Annotated in this window: 14 protein-coding genes; 2 read left to right on the top strand and 12 right to left on the bottom strand. The window is 69.0% G+C overall.

Annotated features, from left to right (window positions below; all coding sequences use genetic code 11):
• Nucleotides 1-25: 25 nt before the first annotated feature.
• From ACIBGM_RS18985 to ACIBGM_RS18965, 5 genes are all read right to left on the bottom strand, one after another.
• Nucleotides 26-658 (bottom strand): hypothetical protein, encoded by a 633-nt coding sequence (locus tag ACIBGM_RS18985; protein WP_360528434.1) that lies wholly within the window; start codon nt 656-658, stop codon nt 26-28.
• Between the two features lie 106 nt (nt 659-764).
• Complete coding sequence (locus tag ACIBGM_RS18980) at nt 765-1718, bottom strand: hypothetical protein (protein ID WP_396386310.1); 954 nt, start codon at nt 1716-1718, stop codon at nt 765-767.
• Between the two features lie 106 nt (nt 1719-1824).
• Nucleotides 1825-5373 (bottom strand): DNA polymerase III subunit alpha, encoded by a 3549-nt coding sequence (gene dnaE / locus ACIBGM_RS18975; protein WP_396386309.1) that lies wholly within the window; start codon nt 5371-5373, stop codon nt 1825-1827.
• A 183-nt stretch (nt 5374-5556) separates the two neighbouring features.
• A complete protein-coding gene (locus ACIBGM_RS18970; RefSeq protein WP_396386308.1) occupies nt 5557-7203 on the bottom strand; it encodes a glycoside hydrolase family 13 protein in 1647 nt (548 codons plus the stop codon).
• 145 nt (nt 7204-7348) lie between these two features.
• The gene (locus tag ACIBGM_RS18965) at nt 7349-9643 is read right to left on the bottom strand and encodes a LuxR C-terminal-related transcriptional regulator (protein WP_360528446.1); all 2295 of its coding nucleotides are present in this window, start codon (nt 9641-9643) and stop codon (nt 7349-7351) included.
• A 60-nt stretch (nt 9644-9703) separates the two neighbouring features.
• Between ACIBGM_RS18965 and ACIBGM_RS18960 the strand changes: the two genes are divergently transcribed.
• Nucleotides 9704-10495 carry an alpha/beta hydrolase gene (locus ACIBGM_RS18960; protein WP_396386307.1) on the top strand — a complete coding sequence of 264 codons (792 nt, stop codon included), beginning with the start codon at nt 9704-9706 and terminating at the stop codon, nt 10493-10495.
• Here the strand turns inward: ACIBGM_RS18960 and ACIBGM_RS18955 are convergent.
• The 4 genes from ACIBGM_RS18955 to ACIBGM_RS18940 form a co-directional block, all read right to left on the bottom strand.
• A complete protein-coding gene (locus ACIBGM_RS18955) occupies nt 10492-11109 on the bottom strand; it encodes a Type 1 glutamine amidotransferase-like domain-containing protein (RefSeq protein WP_360528452.1) in 618 nt (205 codons plus the stop codon). The two genes, ACIBGM_RS18960 and ACIBGM_RS18955, sit on opposite strands and share 4 nt — an antisense overlap.
• Nucleotides 11106-12014, bottom strand: a complete 909-nt coding sequence (locus ACIBGM_RS18950; protein ID WP_360528580.1) for an RluA family pseudouridine synthase — start codon at nt 12012-12014, stop codon at nt 11106-11108. Before ACIBGM_RS18950 ends, ACIBGM_RS18955 begins: the two co-directional genes overlap by 4 nt.
• 99 nt (nt 12015-12113) lie before the next feature.
• Complete coding sequence (gene lspA, locus ACIBGM_RS18945; protein ID WP_360528455.1) at nt 12114-12752, bottom strand: signal peptidase II; 639 nt, start codon at nt 12750-12752, stop codon at nt 12114-12116.
• The gene (locus ACIBGM_RS18940) at nt 12725-13441 is read right to left on the bottom strand and encodes a TraR/DksA C4-type zinc finger protein (protein ID WP_360528458.1); all 717 of its coding nucleotides are present in this window, start codon (nt 13439-13441) and stop codon (nt 12725-12727) included. The genes lspA and ACIBGM_RS18940 overlap by 28 nt, the downstream gene beginning before the upstream one ends.
• A gap of 561 nt (nt 13442-14002) precedes the next feature.
• Here ACIBGM_RS18940 and ileS point away from each other — a divergent pair.
• Nucleotides 14003-17143 carry an isoleucine--tRNA ligase gene (gene ileS / locus ACIBGM_RS18935; protein ID WP_396386306.1) on the top strand — a complete coding sequence of 1047 codons (3141 nt, stop codon included), beginning with the start codon at nt 14003-14005 and terminating at the stop codon, nt 17141-17143.
• Between the two features lie 216 nt (nt 17144-17359).
• On the opposite strand, the gene ACIBGM_RS18930 is transcribed toward ileS, so the two are convergent.
• From ACIBGM_RS18930 to ACIBGM_RS18920, 3 genes are all read right to left on the bottom strand, one after another.
• Complete coding sequence (locus tag ACIBGM_RS18930; protein ID WP_132144064.1) at nt 17360-18118, bottom strand: DivIVA domain-containing protein; 759 nt, start codon at nt 18116-18118, stop codon at nt 17360-17362.
• 169 nt (nt 18119-18287) lie between these two features.
• A complete protein-coding gene (locus ACIBGM_RS18925; RefSeq protein WP_360528464.1) occupies nt 18288-18593 on the bottom strand; it encodes a YggT family protein in 306 nt (101 codons plus the stop codon).
• 38 nt (nt 18594-18631) lie between these two features.
• Nucleotides 18632-19195, bottom strand: a complete 564-nt coding sequence (locus tag ACIBGM_RS18920) for a cell division protein SepF (protein ID WP_360528467.1) — start codon at nt 19193-19195, stop codon at nt 18632-18634.
• Nucleotides 19196-19261: the final 66 nt, after the last annotated feature.

Genomic DNA, 19261 nt, shown 5'->3' with positions numbered 1-19261 from the left:
GGAGCACCGGACACGACCAGTCAGGCTAGTGCACCTGCGGCGAGGACTCTGACGTGCCAGGTTGCGATGTGGTTGCAACCGATGTGGTGGTTGGCTCGGCACGCCAGGTCGTGGCGGCGATGATTGCGGCCGCCAGCGCCGCACCGACCAACCATGCCGCAGCAGGGGTCCATGTGTGCAGTTCGAGCGGGGCTGAGACCAGATCTCCCGGCTTGGCGGCCTCCAGCCGCGGCTGCAGCGGGTCGTGGCCGAGGAACATGCCGACGCCCCACGCGACCCCCGCGCCGAGCACCGCGCCGAGGGTGACGATCGCGACCGACCACGGACCGTAGTTCCGCAGCCACCAGAACAGTGCACCGCCCAGCACCAGCGCGACGAGGAACCCGATCGCGGTGAAGGTGCCGTCCGGCCCGAACACCCGGGTCATCTGCTCCTCCCCCAGCGCGCCGCCCTGCTCGTCCACCGTGTACTGCGCCAGCGGCGAGAACTGCTGCCACGCCCACCCGGCCACCACACCGGCGACCAGGAACCCGATCACGGTCACCGCGATCGCCTTCGCCCACGGCATCGCCGGCTCCTGCGGCGGCGGCGTACCGAAGGGAACCCCCGACGGCGGCGGCAGGTACGGCGAAGGCTGGGCAGACTGGGGTTGCGTCACCTCGACAGTGTGCCGCACCAACCCCACCAACCCTGCATTGACCCGAAAACAGACGTCCCGCACACCCCTCGGCGAACCGAGGAGGGTGCGGGACGTTCGGTACTACTTACTCGCCGACCAGCTGGTCGTAGTGCGTGGTGAGCGACACGTGGTTGACGCCGTTGAAGACCCCCGGGATCTTGCCGTACGACGTGATCGCCGTCGCGGCGCCGTTCGCCTTGCTCATGGCGTACAGGTACCCGGACTGCGTGTTGTGGTCGACACCGGCGACGAGCGAGCCACCGCGGGTGCCGCAGCCCTCGACGACCAGCGACTCGTACGCGGCCCACCCAGTGCTGCGGATGAGCTTCAGCACCGGCTTCGCGCCCGCGGCGACCGGGATGCGAACGGAGTAGAGCGCACCGGCGGTGGTCGTCATCAGCAGCGTGTCGTACGTCGCGGTCTCGCTGATCACGGTCATCGCCTTGAAGCCCCGGAAGCCGGGCAGCGGGCCGAGCGACCGGAAGCCGGTGCCGACCATCTGGTACCGGTACAGGCTGCCGTTGGTGTTCAGGCCGTACAGGTACGCGTGCCGGGGCTGCGCGACGCTGTAGTTGGACGTGGCGATCGCCTTGAACGTCGACCAGCCCGGCCCGACCTTCTTGAAGGTGGGCACCGGGTTGCCCTCGTCCGGCAGGTACGTCGTGTGCCGGTACAGGTTCGCGCCCTGCAGGAGCAGGCCGTAGAAGTAGAGCTGGGTACCGGTGGCGTTCTGCGCCAGGTACCAGGTCGCGTTGGCCCGGGTGCTGACGTAGTTGAACGGATCCCAGGAGAAGCCCGCCGGCGGCTTGCCGGCCGTGGCGTCGATCTCCTGCATGGTGCCCGCGGCGGTGGGCACGCCGATCCAGATCTGGCACGCCTCGCTGACGGCCAGGGCCCGCACCGACTGCGGGTTGGTGACCTTCTCCGAGAAGTGCGGCTTCGGGTCGGCCGTGCCGGTGGCGGCGGCCGGGTCCGAGGCAGCCGTCGCGGCGAGCAGGCCGACGGCGGCGAATGCAGGCGCGAGGCGCTGCAATTTCATAGGGAGTTCCCCCTCCAGAAACGTCTCGAGAGCTCGAGATCGCGCCGACTATAGCTGACGGCACAGACAACCGACGACCTAGTTGCTCCCGGCCCCGATCAGGTCCTCAACCGGCCAGGCAGGACGGCCCCAGCAGCGCCTTCAGGTCAGCGCTGAGCGCCGAGGTCGGGGTCACCCGGAACCGGTCGCCGATCCGCATCACCGTGGTCTTCTGGCGGGCCTGCAGCCGCAGCTGCACCTCGGTCATCCCGGGGTGCGCCTGCAGGATGTCGCGGAGCTGGTCGACGACCGGCTGGGTGCAGCGGGTCACCGGCATCGTGATCACCACCGGTCCGCTCGGGCCCTCGGTCAGGTCGGGGACGACGACCTCGTCACCGCTCAGCTCGACCCGGTCCTCGCGACGGCGCAGCCGTCCCTTCATCAAGATGATCGCGTCGTTGCTCAGCAGGTGCGCGTGCAGCTGGTACGCCGAGGAGAACATCATCACCTCGATCGAACCCTCGAGGTCCTCGATGGTGACGATCGCGTAGATGTCGCCGCGCTTGTTCACCTTGCGCTGGACGGCGGTGACCAGGCCGCCGATCGTCACCCGGGTGCCGTCCGGCCGGTCCTCGTCGGCGAGCAGCTGGCCGATCGTGCAGTCGCTGCCGTTGGTGAGCACGTGCTCGACGCCGAACAGCGGGTGGTCGGAGACGTAGAGACCCAGCATGTCCCGCTCGTGCGAGAGCTTGGTCGCCTTGTCCCACTCCTCGATCTCGGGGACCGTGACGGTGAGCCGGCTGTTGCCCTCGCCCTCCTCGGCCTCGTCGTCCCCCATCGAGAACAGGTCGAACTGGCCGTGCGCCTCGTTCCGCTTCAGGTCGATCGCCTCGTCGACCGCCTGCTCGTGCACCGCGACGACCGCGCGCCGGGCGTGGCTCATCGAGTCGAACGAGCCGGCCTTGGCCAGCGACTCGATCACCCGCTTGTTGCAGACCGGCAGCGGCACCTTGTCGATGAAGTCGACGAAGTCGGCGAACCGGCCCTTCTCCTCGCGGGCCGCGACGATCTCGGCCACCACGTTCACGCCGACGTTGCGGATCGCGGACAGGCCGAAGCGGATGTCGGTGCCGACCGGGGTGAAGTTCGAGTCCGACTCGTTCACGTCCGGCGGCAGCACCTTGATACCCATCCGGCGGCACTCGTTCAGGTAGATGGCCATCTTGTCCTTGTCGTCCTTCACCGACGTCAGGACCGCGGCCATGTACTCCGCCGGGTAGTTGGCCTTCAGGTACGCCGTCCAGTACGAGACCAGCCCGTACGCCGCCGAGTGCGCCTTGTTGAACGCGTAGTCGGAGAACGGGACCAGCACGTCCCAGAGCGCCTTGATCGACGCCTCGGAGAAGCCGTTCGCCTTCATCCCCTCGGAGAAGCCGACATACTCCGCGTCCAGCACCTCGCGCTTCTTCTTGCCCATCGCGCGGCGGAGCAGGTCCGCTTTGCCCAGCGTGTAGCCCGCGAGCTGCTGGGCGATCGCCATCACCTGCTCCTGGTAGACGATCAGTCCGTACGTCGTCCCCAGGATCGGCTCCAGCGCCTCGGCCAGCTCGGGGTGCAGGTAGCTGACCTCCTGCTGCCCGTTCTTGCGCAGGGCGTAGTTGGTGTGGCTGTTCGCGCCCATCGGGCCGGGCCGGTAGAGCGCGCCGACCGCGGAGATGTCCTCGAAGTTGTCCGGCTTCATCAGCCGCAGCAGCGCCCGCATCGGGCCGCCGTCGAACTGGAACACGCCGAGGGTGTCACCGCGGCCGAGCAGCTCGAAGGTCGGGCCGTCGTCCAGGGTCTTGGCCAGCTCGTCCAGGTCCAGCGCGATCCCGCGGCTGGCCTCGACGTTCTTGACCGCGTCGTCCATGATCGTCAGGTTGCGCAGGCCCAGGAAGTCCATCTTGACCAGGCCGAGCGTCTCGCAGCTCGGGTAGTCGAACTGGGTGATGACCTGGCCGTCCTGCTCGCGGCGCATGATCGGGATCAGCTCGATCAGCGGCTCACTGGACATGATCACACCGGCCGCGTGCACACCCCACTGGCGCTTCAGGTTCTCCAGGCCGCGGGCGGTGTCGACAATCTTGCGGACGTCCTGGTCGGACTCGTACAACTGGCGGAACTCGCCGGCCTCGGAGTACCGCTTGTGGGTGGAGTCGAAGATCCCGGACAGCGGGATGTCCTTGCCCATCACCGACGGCGGCATCGCCTTGGTGATCCGGTCGCCCATCGCGAACGGGTAGTCCAGCACCCGGCCGGCGTCCTTGATCGCCTGCTTGGCCTTGATGGTGCCGTAGGTGACGATCATCGCGACCCGGTCGTCGCCGTACTTCTCGGTGACGTAGCGGATCACCTCGGGGCGGCGGCGGTCGTCGAAGTCGATGTCGAAGTCCGGCATCGACATCCGCTCCGGGTTCAGGAACCGCTCGAAGATCAGGCCGTGCTGGAGCGGGTCCAGGTCGGTGATCCGCATCGCGTACGCGCACATCGAGCCGGCGCCCGAGCCACGGCCCGGGCCGACCCGGATGCCGTGTTCCTTGGCCCAGTTGATGAAGTCCGCGACGACCAGGAAGTAGCCCGCGTACCCCTTCGAGGTGATGACCTCGATCTCGTACTCGGCCTGCTTGCGGACGTGGTCCGGCACGCCGCCGGGGTAGCGCTTGTGCAGGCCGGTCTCGACCTCGGCGACGAACCAGGACTCCTCGTTGTGGCCGTCCGGGCAGGGGAAGCGCGGCATGAACCGGCCCTCGCCCTCGGTGAAGCTGACGTCGCACTGCTCGGCGATCAGCAGCGTGTTGTCACACGCCTCCGGGAGCTCCTTCCAGACCTCGCGCATCTCGGCCGCGGTCTTCACGTAGAACTCGTTCGCGTCGAACTTGAAGCGGTTCGGGTCGGACAGCGTCGAGCCGGACTGGACGCAGAGCAGCGCGGCGTGCGCGGTGGCGTCCTCGGGCTTGGTGTAGTGCAGGTCGTTGGTGGCGACCAGCGGCAGGCCGAGCTCCTTGGCCAGCTTCAGCAGGTCCTTCTGGATGTCCCGCTCGATGCCGAGGCCGTGGTCCATCAGCTCGCAGTAGAAGTTCTCCTTGCCGAAGATGTCGCGGAACTCCGCGGCGGCCTCGACGGCCTCCTTGTACTGCCCGAGCCGGAGCCGGGTCTGCACCTCGCCGGACGGGCAGCCGGTGGTCGCGATCAGGCCCTGGCCGTAGGTGTTCAGCAGGTCGCGGTCCATCCGGGGCTTGAAGTAGTAGCCCTCGAGGCTGGCCAGCGAGCTCATCTTGAACAGGTTGTGCATGCCGGAGGTGTTCTTCGCCAGCAGCGTCATGTGCGTGTAGGCGCCGCTGCCGGAGACGTCGTCGCGGCCCGAGTTCGCGTCGCCCCACTTGACCCGCTTGCGCTCCGAGCGGTGGGTGTGCGGCGTCAGGTACGCCTCCACGCCGATGATCGGCTTGACGTCGTACTTCTTCGCCGTCCGCCAGAACTCGTAGGCCCCGAACACGTAGCCGTGGTCGGTGGTGGCGATGGCCGGCATGCCCATCTCCTGGGCGGTTTTGAACAACTCGTCGATCCGCGCGGCGCCGTCCAGCATGGAGTACTCGGTGTGCACGTGTAGATGCACGAAACTGTCGCTGGACGCCATGTCTGCGCAGACCTCCCAGGGCGTGAGTGAGGGTGACTGCAGCAGCCTAGTTGGGGCCTCGGACACTTTCCGAATGGGCTCTCCGGGGAGTCCCCGACGCGCCCGCTATCCGGTCAGGTACGGCGAGGTGGAGCGGCGGACCTGGCGCCGAGCAGGGGTCCTCAGGACGCCAGGTCCGCCGGTTCAGGCACCGTCTGGCAGGAGGGTCCAGACGGCACTGTTCGGGGGTAGCTTCTCGCCGGCCTCGGGGTCGCTGGCGAGCAGCAGGGTTCCGTCGATCGGGTTGACGACCGGCCGGGACGAGCAGTTGACCGCGCACGCGAAGCCGTCACCTCGGGTGAACGCCAGTACGCCGGGCTCGGCCGGCAGCCAGCGCAGTTCGCCAGTGCCGGACGTGAGCGCCGGGATCCGGTGCCGCAACGCCAGTGCCTCGCGGTACAGGTGCAGCATCGAGTCGCCGTCGCCCAGCAACAGGTCCGCCGCGTGCTCGGCGAACCACTCCGGTTGTGGCAGCCACGTCGTACCCGAGCCGCCGTCCGGAGAGAACCCGAAGGAGTCGTGCTCTGCCCTCCACGGTAGCGGTACCCGACAACCGTCCCGGCCGCGTCGCACGCCGCCGGTCCGGTGGAACATCGGATCGGTCAGCACATGGTCCGGCAGGTCGGTGACCTCGGGCAGGCCCAGCTCCTCCCCTTGATAGAGGTACGCCGATCCCGGCAACGCCAGCATCAGCATCGCCGCCGCCCTGGCCCGCGCCCGGCCGAGCTCGAGATCGCCGGGCCCGGCGCCTGGTGCACCGCCGGCATACCGGGTGACGGACCGCGGCATGTCGTGGTTGTTCAGCACCCAGGCGACGGAAGATCCGGACCCGGCGATCGTCTCGAGGCCGCGGTCGATCACGTCGTACAGCGACCGGTCGTCCCACTCGGCGCGGAGGAACTCGAAGAAGAAGGTCTGGTGCAGCTCGTCGGGGCGCTGGTAGCGCGCGAGCTGCTCGGTGTCGAGCAGGCCGACCTCGCCGACCAGCACCCGCTCCCGCCCGGTGGCCTGCGAGTACTCCTCCGTGATCGCCCGCCAGCTGCGCCAGACGTCGTGCACCTCGGGCTGGTTCCAGGCGTGCGGGTTGACCGGGTCGCCGGTCACCTCGTCGCAGTCGGCGTGCACGTGGTCCGGCAGGCCCTCGGCCTTGTGCAGGCCGTGCGCGACGTCGATCCGGAGCCCGTCCACGCCGCGGTCGAGCCAGAACCGCAGTACGTCCTCGAAGGCCGCCTCGACGTCCGGGTGCCGCCAGTTGAAGTCCGGCTGCTCCGTCGCGAACGTGTGCAGGTACCACTGCCCGTCGGGCACGCGCTGCCACGCAGAGCCACCGAAGATCGACCGCCAGTTGTTCGGCGGCTCGTCGCCCTCGCCGTCGGCGAAGTGGAACCGGGCCCGCTCCGGACTCCCGGGTCCGGCGGCCAGTGCCTCGCGGAACCACGGGTGCTCGATCGAGCAGTGGTTCGGCACCACGTCGACGATCACCTTCAGGTCCAGCCGGTGCGCGTCCTGGATCAGCCGGTCGAACGACGCCAGCGTCCCGTAGTCCGGATGCACATCGCGGTAGTCGACGACGTCGTACCCGTGGTCGTGCTGGGGTGAGGGGTAGAACGGGTTCAGCCAGAGGCCGTCGACGCCCAGGCTGCGCAGGTACGGCAGCCGGGCCCGGACGCCGTCGAGGTCGCCGACGCCGTCACCGTTCGAGTCGGCGAAGCTCCGCACGTAGACCTGGTAGATGACGGCAGTCCGCCACCAGTCGGCATGACTCAGCGGCGGGCGACTTGTCTCGGACATCGGGACCTCGGGTGGCGCAGGGGAGGGACAACGTTGTCACCCAGGATCCCCGGGCCGGCCGGCGCAGACATCGGGACACCTACGGATTTCGCTACGTAGAGATCAGCAAAAACCCACCACGCGGCGCCCGGAGCGGGTGGAAGCGTTACCGATCGGGGTGCTCGGCGACCCAGCGGGCGACCTGGGTGCGGGAGGAGAAACCGAGCTTGCTGAGGATGTGCTCGACGTGGGTCTCGGCGGTGCGCTGGGAGATCACCAGGCGGCCGGCGATCTCCCGGTTGCTCAGCCCGTCGCCGACCAGCACCGCGATCTCGTGCTCGCGCCGCGTCAGCCGCCCGGTCCGGCCCGGCTTGGCCGCCTGGTCGCCGCCGGTGTCCTCCCCCAGCGCGAGCGCGACCGCCTGCTCGAACGAGTACGCCGCCCCGACGGCGAACGCCGCGTCGAACGCCGCGTCCCCGATCACAGCCCGGATCCGCTCCTCGGCCCGGTCGTCGAACTGGCTGTACGGCGTCGTCTCGTCGACGTGAGCGCCACTGGACCGCCAGACCGCCCGGGACGCGCCCATCAGCAACGCGGCCTGCACGGACGGCGCCCCGGTCCCGGCGCACCAGGACAGCGCCTGCACGCAGAACCCGATCCCGGTCCGGTCGTTCAACGGCCGCCACAGCCGGATCGCCTCCCGGAACGACCGGGTCGCGTCCTCGGTCCGGCCCTGGTCCCGCCACTGAACGACGCCGACACTCCACAGCGCGTAGGCCTTCGACGAGTCCGCACCCTGGGACTCGGCCAGCTCGTACGCCGCTTGGCTGAACCCGGCGACCCGCGGGTCGCCGAGGAAGAACGTTGCCGCCGACAACAGAATGAGCGCGTCGAACTCGCCGAGCTGGTCCCCGGTCGCGCGGAACCCGGCGAGCGCTTGCTCGAGATGGCCGAGCGCGCCGGCCAGGTCGCCCTGATAGATCAGCGCGTGGCCGGCCACCTCGGCGATCCGGGCGCGCAGCAGGTCGTCGTCGTACCGCTCGGCGAGCTCCGTGCACTCGGCTAGCAGCCGGCTCATCTGCTCCGACTCGCCGAGGAACATGGCCAGGTAGCTGCCCGCCCAGAGCCCCAGTGCGCGCTGCGGCGTCTGCTCCGGCGCGGCCTCGAGCGCCCGGGTCAGGTAGCGATGGCCCTCGCGCAGGCAGCCGGCGAACCAGAAGTTCCAGAGCGGGGCGGCGATCTCGATCGCGACCGCCGCTTCCCCCGGTTCGGCCAGGCAGAAGTGGAGGGCGACCCGCAGGTTGTCGCGCTCGCGGCGCATCCGGATAAACCAGTCGGCCTGCTGCGGTCCGAAGCTCTCCGCGGCCCACCCGGCAGCCAGTGTCCGCAGGTGGTCTCGGTGCCGGAGCCGGAACTCGCGGGTGCGACCGGCCTTGGCCAGGCGCGTTGCGCCGTACTGGCTGATCGTGGTGAGCATGTCGTACCAGGCGACCGCGTGATCGGTGGCCATCGTGCGGGTGATGATCGACTTGTTCACCAGCCCGGCGACCAGTTCGAGCACCTCCTCGCGAGCGATGCCGTCGCCGGAGCAGACCTGTTCGGCGCCGTCGAGGTCGAAGCCGCCGGAGAACACCGACAGCCGCTGCCACAGCAACCGCTCGGCCGGCGAGCACAGGTCGTAGCTCCAGGTCACCGCTGCCTCGAGCGCCTGCTGACGGGGTGGTCCGGCCGGGCGACCGCCGGCGAGCAGCCGGAACCGGTCCTCGAGCCGGTCGAGGATCTGCGCCAGCGACAGCGTCCGCATCCAGACGGCCGCGAGCTCGAGGGCCAGCGGTACGCCGTCCAGCTGCCGGCACACCTCGATCACCTGGGCGCGGTTGCGGTCGTCGATCTCGAAGTCGGGCAGCACGGCCCGGACCCGGTCGGCGAAGAGAACCAACGACTCGTACTGATCCGCGTCGGCAGTCGGCGCCTCGGCCGGTGGCGTTGACAACGGAGGCACGGACAGGACCTGCTCGCCTTCCACCCCCAGCACGTGGCGGCTGGTCGCCAGGATCCGCAGCTGCGGTGCGGCGGCGAGCAGCTTGCTCACCAGCACGGCGCAGGCCTCGGCGACCTGCTCGCAGTTGTCGAGGACGAGCAGCAGGTGCTTGTCCTCGAGGTACTCGGCCAGGTCAGCGGTCGGGTCCGCCGAGACCTGACTCAGCTCCAGCGCACCCGTCAGGGTGAGGCTGAGGAGTGCGGGGTCGTGCAGGGCGGCCAGCTCGACGAACCAGACTCCGTCGGGGAACGTACGCCGTACCTCTGCTGCCATCCGCACGGCCAGGCGGGTCTTGCCGACTCCCCCGGCACCCGTCAGCGTCAGCAGGCGGCTCCTGGCCAGCAACCGCCTCGTGTCCGCCAGCTCCCGACGCCGCCCCACGAAACTCGTCAACTCAGCCGGCAACCGACCCTCCGCCATTGGCTCAGCGTAGGACGGATCTTTGCTCTTGAGACCGGCTCGGCGCGCACACTGATCTATATGGTGCGCATGGCGCTCGTGCTGGGGTCGGTGGTGCTTCTGTTGGTTGCCGTGCTCTGGGGCTACCAGCGACAGCTGATCTATCTGCCTGACACGACCACGCCTACGAGTGTGGGTGCGAAGGACATCGTCCTCGAGACGAGCGACGGACTGCGGTTGGGTGCATGGCTGGTGCCGCCACTTGGGGCCGATCGTGGGGTCGCCGTACTGGTCGCCCATGGCAACGGTGGGAACCGGGCCGGTCGGCTTCCGCTGGCGCAGGCGCTGGCCGGCGAGGGGCTGACGGTGCTCCTGTTCGACTACCGCGGCTACGGCGGCAACCGGGGCAGCCCAAGCGAGCGCGGGCTGGCGCTGGATGTCCGTGCGGCCCAGGAGTACCTGGTCGAGTACGGCGTACCAGCTGCCCGGACGGTGTACTTCGGCGAAAGCCTCGGTGCCGCAGTCGTCACCGAGCTAGCCGTCGAGCGCCCACCCGCCGCCCTCGTCCTGCGCTCCCCCTTCACCGACCTCGCAGCCGTCGGGCGCCACCACTACCCGTTCCTCCCGGTCACCTTGCTCCTCCGAGACAAGTTCCCACTAGTCGACCACCTGACCGCGGTGAAGGCACCAACCGCCGTCGTTTACGGCAGCGCAGACTCGATCGTCCCACCTGAGCAGAGCCGGACCGTGGCGGAGGCGGCGCCGACGCTGAAGGAGGCGGTGGAGATCCCAGGCGCCGACCACAACGACGCCGTCCTGGTCCATGGGCCACAGGTAGTCGCGACCGTGGCCCGGCTGGTCGAGCAGCTTTAGATGAGCTCGCGGTGGGGGCCGTTGATGATCAGGGCTTGGCCGTCGCGCATGGGCAGGTAGGGGACGGCGGTGCGGTCGTAGCGGGCCGCTACCTTCTCGACGAGTTCTGTCTCGGGGTGGCCGGGTGAGTTGAGGTGGGGGACGAAGGCGTGGTCGAGCACGCCGAGGCCGTCCCAGATGATGTCGCCGTCGACCGCGTCGGTCGGGTCGCAGAGCTCGAGGCCGCGCAGGCTCGGCGCGAGGACGCAGATCCCGGCGCTGTAACCGGCGTACACGAACCGCTCGTCGCGGATCAGCTCCGGCAAGATCTCGTCGGCGCCGCTCTTCGCGAGGGCCGCCCGCAGCACGAAGACGTTGCCGCCACGGACCCACAGCCCGTCGTACGACGTCAGGCGGGCCCGCAGCTCACCGGGCTCCCGCAGGTCCAGCTCCTCCGGCCGGAGGCCGAGCTCGGTCAGCCAGCGGATCTCGTCGGCGACCTTCTCCCGGCGTACGGCGGGATCCTCGGTGTCGATCGAGTTGCAGATGACGGCGACCCGGGCGGACGGCGGCAGGAGTGCGACCAGGCGCTCCGGGTGGTCGCCGAGCCGGAACGACGACAGGTACAGCTTCACTGGCTGTCGACCAGCAGGTCGAGGGCGTGGTCGAGGTCGTCCGGGTACTCCGAGGTGAACTCGACGTACTCCCCCGTGCCCGGGTGGGTGAAGCCGAGCCGCATCGCGTGCAGCCACTGCCGGGTGAGCTGGAGGCGCTCCGCGAGCACCGGGTCGGCGCCGTACGTGAGGTCGCCGCAGCAGGGGTGACCGATCGCGGCCATGTGGACGCGGATCTGGTGGGTCCGGCCGGTCTCGAGGGTGATCTCGAGCAGCGTCGCGTACCGGAACGCCTCGAGCGTCTCGTAGTGCGTCACGCTCGGCTTGCCGCCGGCCACGACGCCGAACTTGTAGTCGTGGTGCGGGTGCCGGTCGATCGGCGCGTCCACGGTGCCGGTGAACGGGTCGGGGTGACCCTGGACCAGCGCGTGGTAGATCTTCTTGACCGTGCGCTCCTTGAACGCGCGCTTGAGCACGGTGTAGGAGTACTCGGTCTTGGCGACGACCATCAGGCCCGAGGTGCCGACATCGAGGCGGTGCACGATGCCCTTGCGCTCGGCGGCGCCGCTGGTCGAGATGCTGAACCCGGCCCCGGCCAGGTGGCCGATGACGGTCGGCCCGGTCCACCCCGGGGACGGGTGCGCGGCGACGCCGACCGGTTTGTCGACCACGATGATCTCGTCGTCGTCGTACACGATCCGCAGGTTCTCGACGGTCTCCGGTACGACGGTGACCTCGGCGGGCGGCGGTGGCAGCTCCACGTCGAGGAGCACGCCGGCGGCGACCCGGGCCGACTTGGCCGCCGGGGCGCCGTCGACCTGGACCAGACCGGACTCGATCAGCTCGGCGGCCTTGGTCCGGGACACCCCGAACAGCCGGGACAGCGCCGCGTCCAGGCGCTCACCGGCCAGCCCGTCCGGGACCATCACGGTCCGGGAGTCTCCGCTCACCCCTTCACCTCGCTTCGCTCGGTTCCGGCGCGAGCGAGAACGCTGCTCTCCCCATTGTTCGCTCGCTGCGCTCGCTCACTTCTTGAGTTCCTTCGTGCCGTCCAGCTTGATCCCGCGCAGCGTCTGGATCACCAGCAGGGCGGCGGCCGAGGTCACCGCCATGTCCGCGACGTTGAAGATCGCCCAGTGCGGGGTCTGCAGGAAGTCGATCACGTGCCCGTGGAACGGCGACGGCTCCCGGAAGATCCGGTCGATGATGTTGCCCAGCGCGCCACCGAACAGGAACCCGAACGCCACCGCCCAGCCGACCGACCCGAGCCGCCGGGACAGGAACACCACCCCGAGCGCGACGATGATCTGGATCGCGCTGATGTACGGCGTGTACCCGGCCCCGAGGCTGAACGCGGCGCCGGAGTTCCGGATCAGGTTGAACTTCAGGAACCCGCCGATCACGTCCACCGGCTCACCCGGCGTCAGGTGCTCCAGCGCCAGGGCCTTGGTCAGCTGATCCAGGAGCAGCACCAGGAACCCGACCGCCCCGAACAGCGCCATCAACTTCCACGACGGCTTCTTCGGGCCAGTGTCCGCAGGCTCCGGAGACGACGGAGAACCGGCCGACTCGTGGTCGGCCGGTTCTGGCGTTGGTTCGGCGGCGTCCCCCACCTGGTGGGACGGGTCCGGGTCGCTCAGCGGCGTTCTTCGCGTTCTTTGCATGACACGCACAGTGTCGCACGCGGGAACGCCTGCAACCGACCCTTGCCGATCGCGTTGCCGCAGCTCTCGCAGATGCCGTAGGTGCCGTCGTCGATCCGGGCCAGCGCCCGCTCGATCTGGTCCACCATGTCCCGGGCGTTGTTCGCCAGCGACATCTCGTGGTCGCGCTCCAGCGTGGTGGAGCCGACGTCGGCCTGGTCGTTGCCGGCGCCGTCACCGCCGTCGCGGAGCAGCCCGACGATCTCCTGCTCGGCGTCGCGGATCTCCTGCCGCAGGTGCACCACGTCGGCCTCCAGCTCGCCGCGCAGCTCGGCCAGCTCGGCCGCCGTCCACGGGGTCTCGCCGGACTTCACCGTGAGGGTCTCTGCCTTGTGTGCAGCGGACTTCGCCGGCGCCGTCGCCGGGGTCCTGTTCTCGTTCGTCTTCATGGCCACCCTCTTCGTCGGAGCTTGCTTGGCAGGGGTCTTCGCCGCTGTGCGTTTGGCCGCGGTCTTGCCGGTGGCCGTCTTCTTGGCCGCCTGCTTGGTCGCGGAAGTCTTCTTCTTCACCGGCGCCTTCTTTGCCGGCGCCTTCTTGACCGGTGCTTTCCGGGCCGTCGTCTTCTTGACCGGCTCGGCAGCTTTCGCGGCACTCTTCTTGGCCGCAGCAGAACGTTGGGGGGCGGACTTCTTGGGAGCCGATGTAGCCATGTCAGCTACCCCCTGCCTTCGTCGGAGACTGAAGCGGACTGGTCGCAAGACACTAGGCCACGTGCACATCACGTGCCAGTCCGACGCGCAGACCGTGGACATACGGTAGTCGGTTCTTCAAGCCCGCTCGATGTTCCGCGCGTCACAGGCTCGTTTCATGCTGCCCCGCCCCACCGCCCCGGTCAGGTTTCGGCATCCCGTTACCTAATAGCCGAGCAGATGTTCGAGCCCGGCCCTGAGCCCCCTCCCCCTGTACCACGGCCCGCAGCAGAATTCTCACGGCTGAATTCCTGCCTGACCACTGATTAACGATTCGTAGTTGCCTGGTACGAAGTCGTACACTGACAACCGCGATCCGCAAGGCAGTGATGGGGCCATCACCCCGGAGCCGCCGGAAGAACGGTCCGTAGCGACTTATTAGAACCGGCAGCGACGCAGAAAGGAAGTGGGTGACTCCCCGCGAGTCACCAAGGAGGGTGGTACCGCGCGGCCCCCGGCGACCCGGCCGGAGCTTCGTCCCTCGTCCAGCATGCAGCAGGCTCGACGAAGGACGACGAAGAGATGGCAACAACTCCGTGGCGCCAGGTCCCGGCCCAGGTGGACTTCCCCGCGCTCGAGCGGGAGATGCTCGCGCACTGGGACGAGCACGACACCTTCGCCAAGAGCCTCGAGCAGTCGGCCGGCGGCAAGCCGTGGACCTTCTTCGAGGGCCCGCCGACCGCGAACGGGATGCCCGGCACCCACCACATCGAGGCGCGCGTCTTCAAGGACGTCTTCCCGCGCTACCGGACGATGAAGGGCTACTCGGTCGAGCGCAAGGCCGGGTGGGACTGCCACGGCCTGCCGGTCGAGGTCGCGGTCGAGAAGGAGCTCGGCTTCAACGGCAAGAACGACATCGAGGCGTACGGCATCGCCGAGTTCAACGCGAAGTGCCGTGAGTCGGTGCTGCGGCACGTCGACGCGTTCAACGAGCTGACCGTCCGGATGGGCTACTGGGTCGACCTGGAGCACCCGTACCGGACGATGGATCCGGAATACGTGCAGTCCGTCTGGTGGTCGCTCAAGCAGATCCACGACAAGGGCCTGCTCGTCGAGGACTACCGCATCACGCCGTACTGCCCCCGCTGTGGCACCGGGCTGTCCGACCACGAGCTCGCCCAGGGCTACGAGACCGTCATCGACCCGTCGGTGTACGTGCGCTTCCCGCTGACCTCCGGCCCACTGGCCGGTCAGGCGTCGCTGCTGGTGTGGACGACGACCCCGTGGACACTCGTTTCAAACACTGCAGTCGCAGTGCATCCCGACGTGCAGTACGTCGTCGCCACCGACGGCACCGAGTCGCTCGTCGTCGCGGAGCCGCTGCTCAGCACGCTCGGCGAGGGCTGGACGGTGACAGGTCAGTACGGCGGCCGCGAGATGGAGCGGTGGACGTACCAGCGCCCGTTCGAGCTGGTGGAGTTCCCCGAGCCGGCGCACTACGTCGTACTCGCCGAGTACGTCACCACCGAGGACGGCACCGGTCTGGTCCACCAGTCCCCCGCGTTCGGCGCCGACGACCTCGCGGTCTGCCGTGCGTACGGGCTGCCTGTGGTGAACCCGGTCGAGTCGGACGGCCACTTCGCCGCCGACGTGCCGCTGGTCGGTGGGCAGTTCTTCAAGAAGGCCGACGAGGCGCTGGTGAAGGACCTGCAGGAGCGCGGTGCGCTGTTCCGGCACGTGCCGTACGAGCACCCCTACCCGCACTGCTGGCGCTGCCACACCCCGGTCATGTACTACGCGCTGCCGTCCTGGTACATCCGCACCACGCAGGTGAAGGACGCGCTGCTCCGGGAGAACGAGAAGACCAACTGGTACCCGGAGTCGGTCAAGTGGGGCCGGTACGGCGACTGGCTGCGCAACAACATCGACTGGGCGATCTCGCGCTCCCGCTACTGGGGCACACCGCTGCCGATCTGGCGCTGCGAGGACGACCACCAGGTGTGCGTCGGCTCGCTGGCCGAGCTCGGTGAGCTGGCCGGCCGCGACGTGAGCGCCACCGACCCGCACCGGCCGTACGTCGACGACATCACCTTCGCCTGCCCGACCTGTGGTGCGGAGTCCCGGCGGGTCGCCGAGGTGATCGACGCCTGGTACGACTCCGGCGCGATGCCGTTCGCCCAGTGGGGTTACCCGTGGGTCGAGGGATCGCGGGAGAAGTTCGAGGTGGCCTACCCGGCCGACTACATCTGCGAGGCGATCGACCAGACCCGCGGGTGGTTCTACACGCTGATGGCGGTCGGCACGCTGGTGTTCGACGAGTCGTCGTACCGCGACGTCGTCTGCCTCGGGCACATCATGGCCGAGGACGGCCGGAAGATGTCCAAGCACCTGGGCAACATCCTGGAGCCGATCCCGCTGATGGACGACCACAGCGCGGACGCGGTGCGCTGGTTCATGGCCGCGTCCGGGTCGCCGTGGAAGGCGCGCGGCATCGGGCCGAACGTGCTGAACGAGATCGTCCGGAAGGTGCTGCTCACCTACTGGAACACGGTCGCGTTCCACTCCCTGTACGCGCGGCTGGCCGACTGGTCGCCGGCCGACGCGCCGCCGGTCGCCGAGCGCTCGGTGCTGGACCGGTGGCTGGTCAGCGAGACGCACCGGCTGGTCCGCGACACCGACCAGGCGTACGACGGCTACGACACGCAGCGGCTCGGTCTGCTGGTCAACTCGTTCGTCGACGTGCTCTCCAACTGGTACGTCCGGCGTTCGCGCCGCCGCTTCTGGGCCGGTGACGCCGGCGCACTCGCCACGCTGCACGAGACGCTCGACGTCCTCACCCGGGTGATGGCGCCGCTGACGCCGTTCGTCACCGAGCGGGTCTGGCAGGACGTGTTCCGCCCGGTCACGCCCGGCCTGCCGGAGTCGGTGCACCTGGCGGCGTTCCCGACGTACGACGAGACGCTCATCGACGACGTACTCGCGCAGCACGTGTCGATGGCGCGCCGAGTCGTAGAGCTCGGCCGGTCGGCACGGGCCGAGGCCAAGGTGCGGACGCGGCAGCCGCTGTCCCGTGCCCTGGTCGGGTCGGCCGCGATCGCGGACCTGTCCCCCGAGCTGCTGCAGGAGATCGCCGACGAGCTGAACGTGGGTTCGGTCGAGCCGCTGTCCTCGGCCGGCGCGGACCTGGTCGAGTTCTCTGCCAAGGGCAACTTCCGCGAGCTCGGCAAGCGGTTCGCCAAGCAGACGCCGGTGGTCGCGGCCGCGATCGCCGCCGCCGACGCCGCCGCCCTGGCCGCCGCCCTCAAGGAGTCCGGTACGGCGACGGTCGTCGTCGACGGCGCGGACGTCCAGGTCGGCGAGGCCGAGGTGCTGCTGTCGGAGCGGCCGCGGGAGGGCTGGTCGGTGGTGAACGAGCAGGGCGAGACCGTTGCCCTCGACCTCGAGGTCACCCCGGAACTCCGGCAGGCTGGTCTGGCCCGCGAGGTGGTCCGGACGTTGCAGGAGGCCCGGAAGAACGCCGGCCTCGAGGTGTCGGACCGGATCAAGGTCTGGCTCACCTCGACCGACGCCGACCTCACCGATGCCCTCGGCAAGCACGCCGACGAGATCGCCCGCGAGGTGCTCGCCGTCGAGCTCAGCCAGGCGGCCCCGTCGGAGTCCGCCGACGTTGCCACCGGCACCGAAGAGGACCTGCAGCTCACCTACTGGCTGACGAAGGCCTGACGAGGTAGCCGCGCCGCCCTGGCCCGCAAGGCCGGGGCGGCGCCCAGCAGGTCGATCGGCGATGTGAAGACGCTGAGTGGCCGGAAGGAGCCTCTGGCCTGGCCCTGACTCGGTGTCACCGTCGTGGGACCCTGTGTCAAAGGTGTCCAGACATGACGAAGAGGCGGTGCCGCCGGAAAGCACCGCCCCTGTCAGAAACTACAGAGCTCCGAGGTTTTAGACGCCGTGACCGTGCGCCTGGGCGCGGGCCTCCGGGCGGAAGCCGTTGCGCGGGCTCAGCGTGTCGTCTCCGTTGCCCAGAGCCTTGAGCTGCTCGGTGAAGTAGGTCTTCAGCCGGCTGCGGTACTCGCGCTCGTAGGCGTGCAGGTCGTCGATCGTGCGCTCGAGCTGACCCTTCTGCTTCTCCAGCGTGCCGAGCATCTGGGCCCGGCGCTCAGCGATCTCGCCGTCCAGCTTCTCGGCGCGGGCGCGGGCCTCGCCGGTCATCCGGTCGGCCTTGCCGCGCGCCTCGTTCTCCAGCCGCTCGGCCTTGGCGCGGGCCTCGCCGATGATCTTGTCGGCGGTGTCCTTCGCCTCCTGGACGAGGTCGTCGGAGTGCTTGGTGGCCATCTCCAGCAGCCGCACCGCGGAGCTGGAGGCGTCACCGACGGTCCCTGCCGCGGCAGCAGCCCCCGCGGCCGCTACAGGCGCGACGACGGGTGGCTTCTCCTCCGGCTTCTCGACCACGACCGGGGGCTTGGGCTGCTGCACGACGGGCGGCAGCGCGGCGGTCTGGTCGACCGGCCGGTCCTGCCCCGCACCCGCGCGCTGAGCCGCCGCGAGCTTGGCCCGCAGCTCCTCGTTCTCGGCGAGAAGTCGCTCGAGCTCGGCTTCGACCTCGTCGAGGAAGGAGTCGACCTCAGTGACGTCGTAGCCCTCCCGTAGTCGGACGGGCGTGAACTGCTTCGAGCGGACGTCATCCGGCGTCAGCGGCATCTTTCACCTCGTTTGTCTGTGTCTTGGCGGAGTCCCCGTGGCCTTCGCCCCGGCGACTCAGTAGATCACGTTATCGCTTCGTTGTGTTCTAACGGAATCCGGGCGGCGATAACGGCCTAGGTTCCCCGTTTTCGAGACTCTACCTACCCAGCTCCCGGCCGCCTCACCCTCACAGTGAGCGCAGCGCGGTCGAGTTGATCGACATCGCCAGCGAGACGATGACGAACAGCATCAGCATGGACAGGTCGATCCGGATCCCGCCGGCCCCGATCGGGGGCAGAATCCGCCGCAGCGGGCGCAGGAACGGATCGGTGATCGAGTAGATCAACTCGAAGAAGAGCAGCAGCGGGCCCTTGGGGTGCCACTGCGGCGCGAACATGACGATGAGACTCAGCACGAACCGCGCCACCAGCGTCAGGAAGAAGACGAGCAGCACGACGGAGAGAATCTGCAGAACGATCACTAGAGCAACCATGTCGTCAATGAGTGTAGAAGATGACCGAAGCGAACGCGTCAGCTCTGGTTGTAGAACCCGTCCGCGGCGATCTTCTCCTTCTCCTCTGCGGCGACCGTCACGTTCGGTGGGCAGACCAGGAACACCTTGGTGGTGATCCGCTCGATCGAGCCGCGGCAGCAGAAGATCAGCCCGGCGGCGAAGTCGACCAGCCGCTTGGCGTCCGCGTGGTCCATCTCGGTCAGGTTCATGATGACGGGCGTGCCGTCGCGGAAGTGCTCACCGATGACCCGCGCCTCGTTGTAGCTGCGCGGGTGCACGGTGGTGATGCGGGCCAACTCGGTTACCTCCGGGGACGGTGCGACACCACGTCGATCTGGAAACTTGCTGACCGTCGCGCCCTGCTCCTCGCGGCCTGAGTGGTTGTGCGACTCAGTGCGGGAGTCACGGGACTCGCGGACCTCCCGGCCGGCGGGCACCGGCTCGGGCTCGTGGGACTCCCCGTCGACGGCTTCGTCGTACTCGTCGTAGTCGTCGTACTCGTCGTCGTACCGCGCGTTGTAGCGCTCCCCGTCCTCGACCAAGCCGAGGTAGACACCCATCTTGCGCAGCGCGCCGCTCATGGCCCTCCAGCCCCTCGATCCGGTCTCGACGACAACGGTGAGCAGGAAGGAAACCTGCTCGATGTC

Source organism: Kribbella sp. NPDC050470, assembly GCF_044458365.1.
Lineage (GTDB): Bacteria > Actinomycetota > Actinomycetes > Propionibacteriales > Kribbellaceae > Kribbella.
The sequence above is the reverse complement of the archived record's forward strand: the minus strand, read 5'-3'. Positions and strand labels throughout refer to the sequence as shown.

Bases quoted from the DNA above. Each gene is read 5' to 3' on its own strand.
- ACIBGM_RS18980 (WP_396386310.1), bottom strand. From the start codon at position 1,718: ATGAAATTGCAGCGCCTCGCGCCTGCATTCGCCGCCGTCGGCCTGCTC.
- dnaE (WP_396386309.1), bottom strand. From the start codon at position 5,373: ATGGCGTCCAGCGACAGTTTCGTGCATCTACACGTGCACACCGAGTAC.
- ACIBGM_RS18970 (WP_396386308.1), bottom strand. From the start codon at position 7,203: ATGTCCGAGACAAGTCGCCCGCCGCTGAGTCATGCCGACTGGTGGCGG.
- ACIBGM_RS18965 (WP_360528446.1), bottom strand. From the start codon at position 9,643: ATGGCGGAGGGTCGGTTGCCGGCTGAGTTGACGAGTTTCGTGGGGCGG.
- ACIBGM_RS18960 (WP_396386307.1), top strand. From the start codon at position 9,704: ATGGTGCGCATGGCGCTCGTGCTGGGGTCGGTGGTGCTTCTGTTGGTT.
- ACIBGM_RS18950 (WP_360528580.1), bottom strand. From the start codon at position 12,014: ATGGTCCCGGACGGGCTGGCCGGTGAGCGCCTGGACGCGGCGCTGTCC.
- lspA (WP_360528455.1), bottom strand. From the start codon at position 12,752: ATGCAAAGAACGCGAAGAACGCCGCTGAGCGACCCGGACCCGTCCCAC.
- ACIBGM_RS18940 (WP_360528458.1), bottom strand. From the start codon at position 13,441: ATGGCTACATCGGCTCCCAAGAAGTCCGCCCCCCAACGTTCTGCTGCG.
- ileS (WP_396386306.1), top strand. From the start codon at position 14,003: ATGGCAACAACTCCGTGGCGCCAGGTCCCGGCCCAGGTGGACTTCCCC.
- ACIBGM_RS18930 (WP_132144064.1), bottom strand. From the start codon at position 18,118: ATGCCGCTGACGCCGGATGACGTCCGCTCGAAGCAGTTCACGCCCGTC.
- ACIBGM_RS18925 (WP_360528464.1), bottom strand. From the start codon at position 18,593: ATGGTTGCTCTAGTGATCGTTCTGCAGATTCTCTCCGTCGTGCTGCTC.
- ACIBGM_RS18920 (WP_360528467.1), bottom strand. From the start codon at position 19,195: ATGAGCGGCGCGCTGCGCAAGATGGGTGTCTACCTCGGCTTGGTCGAG.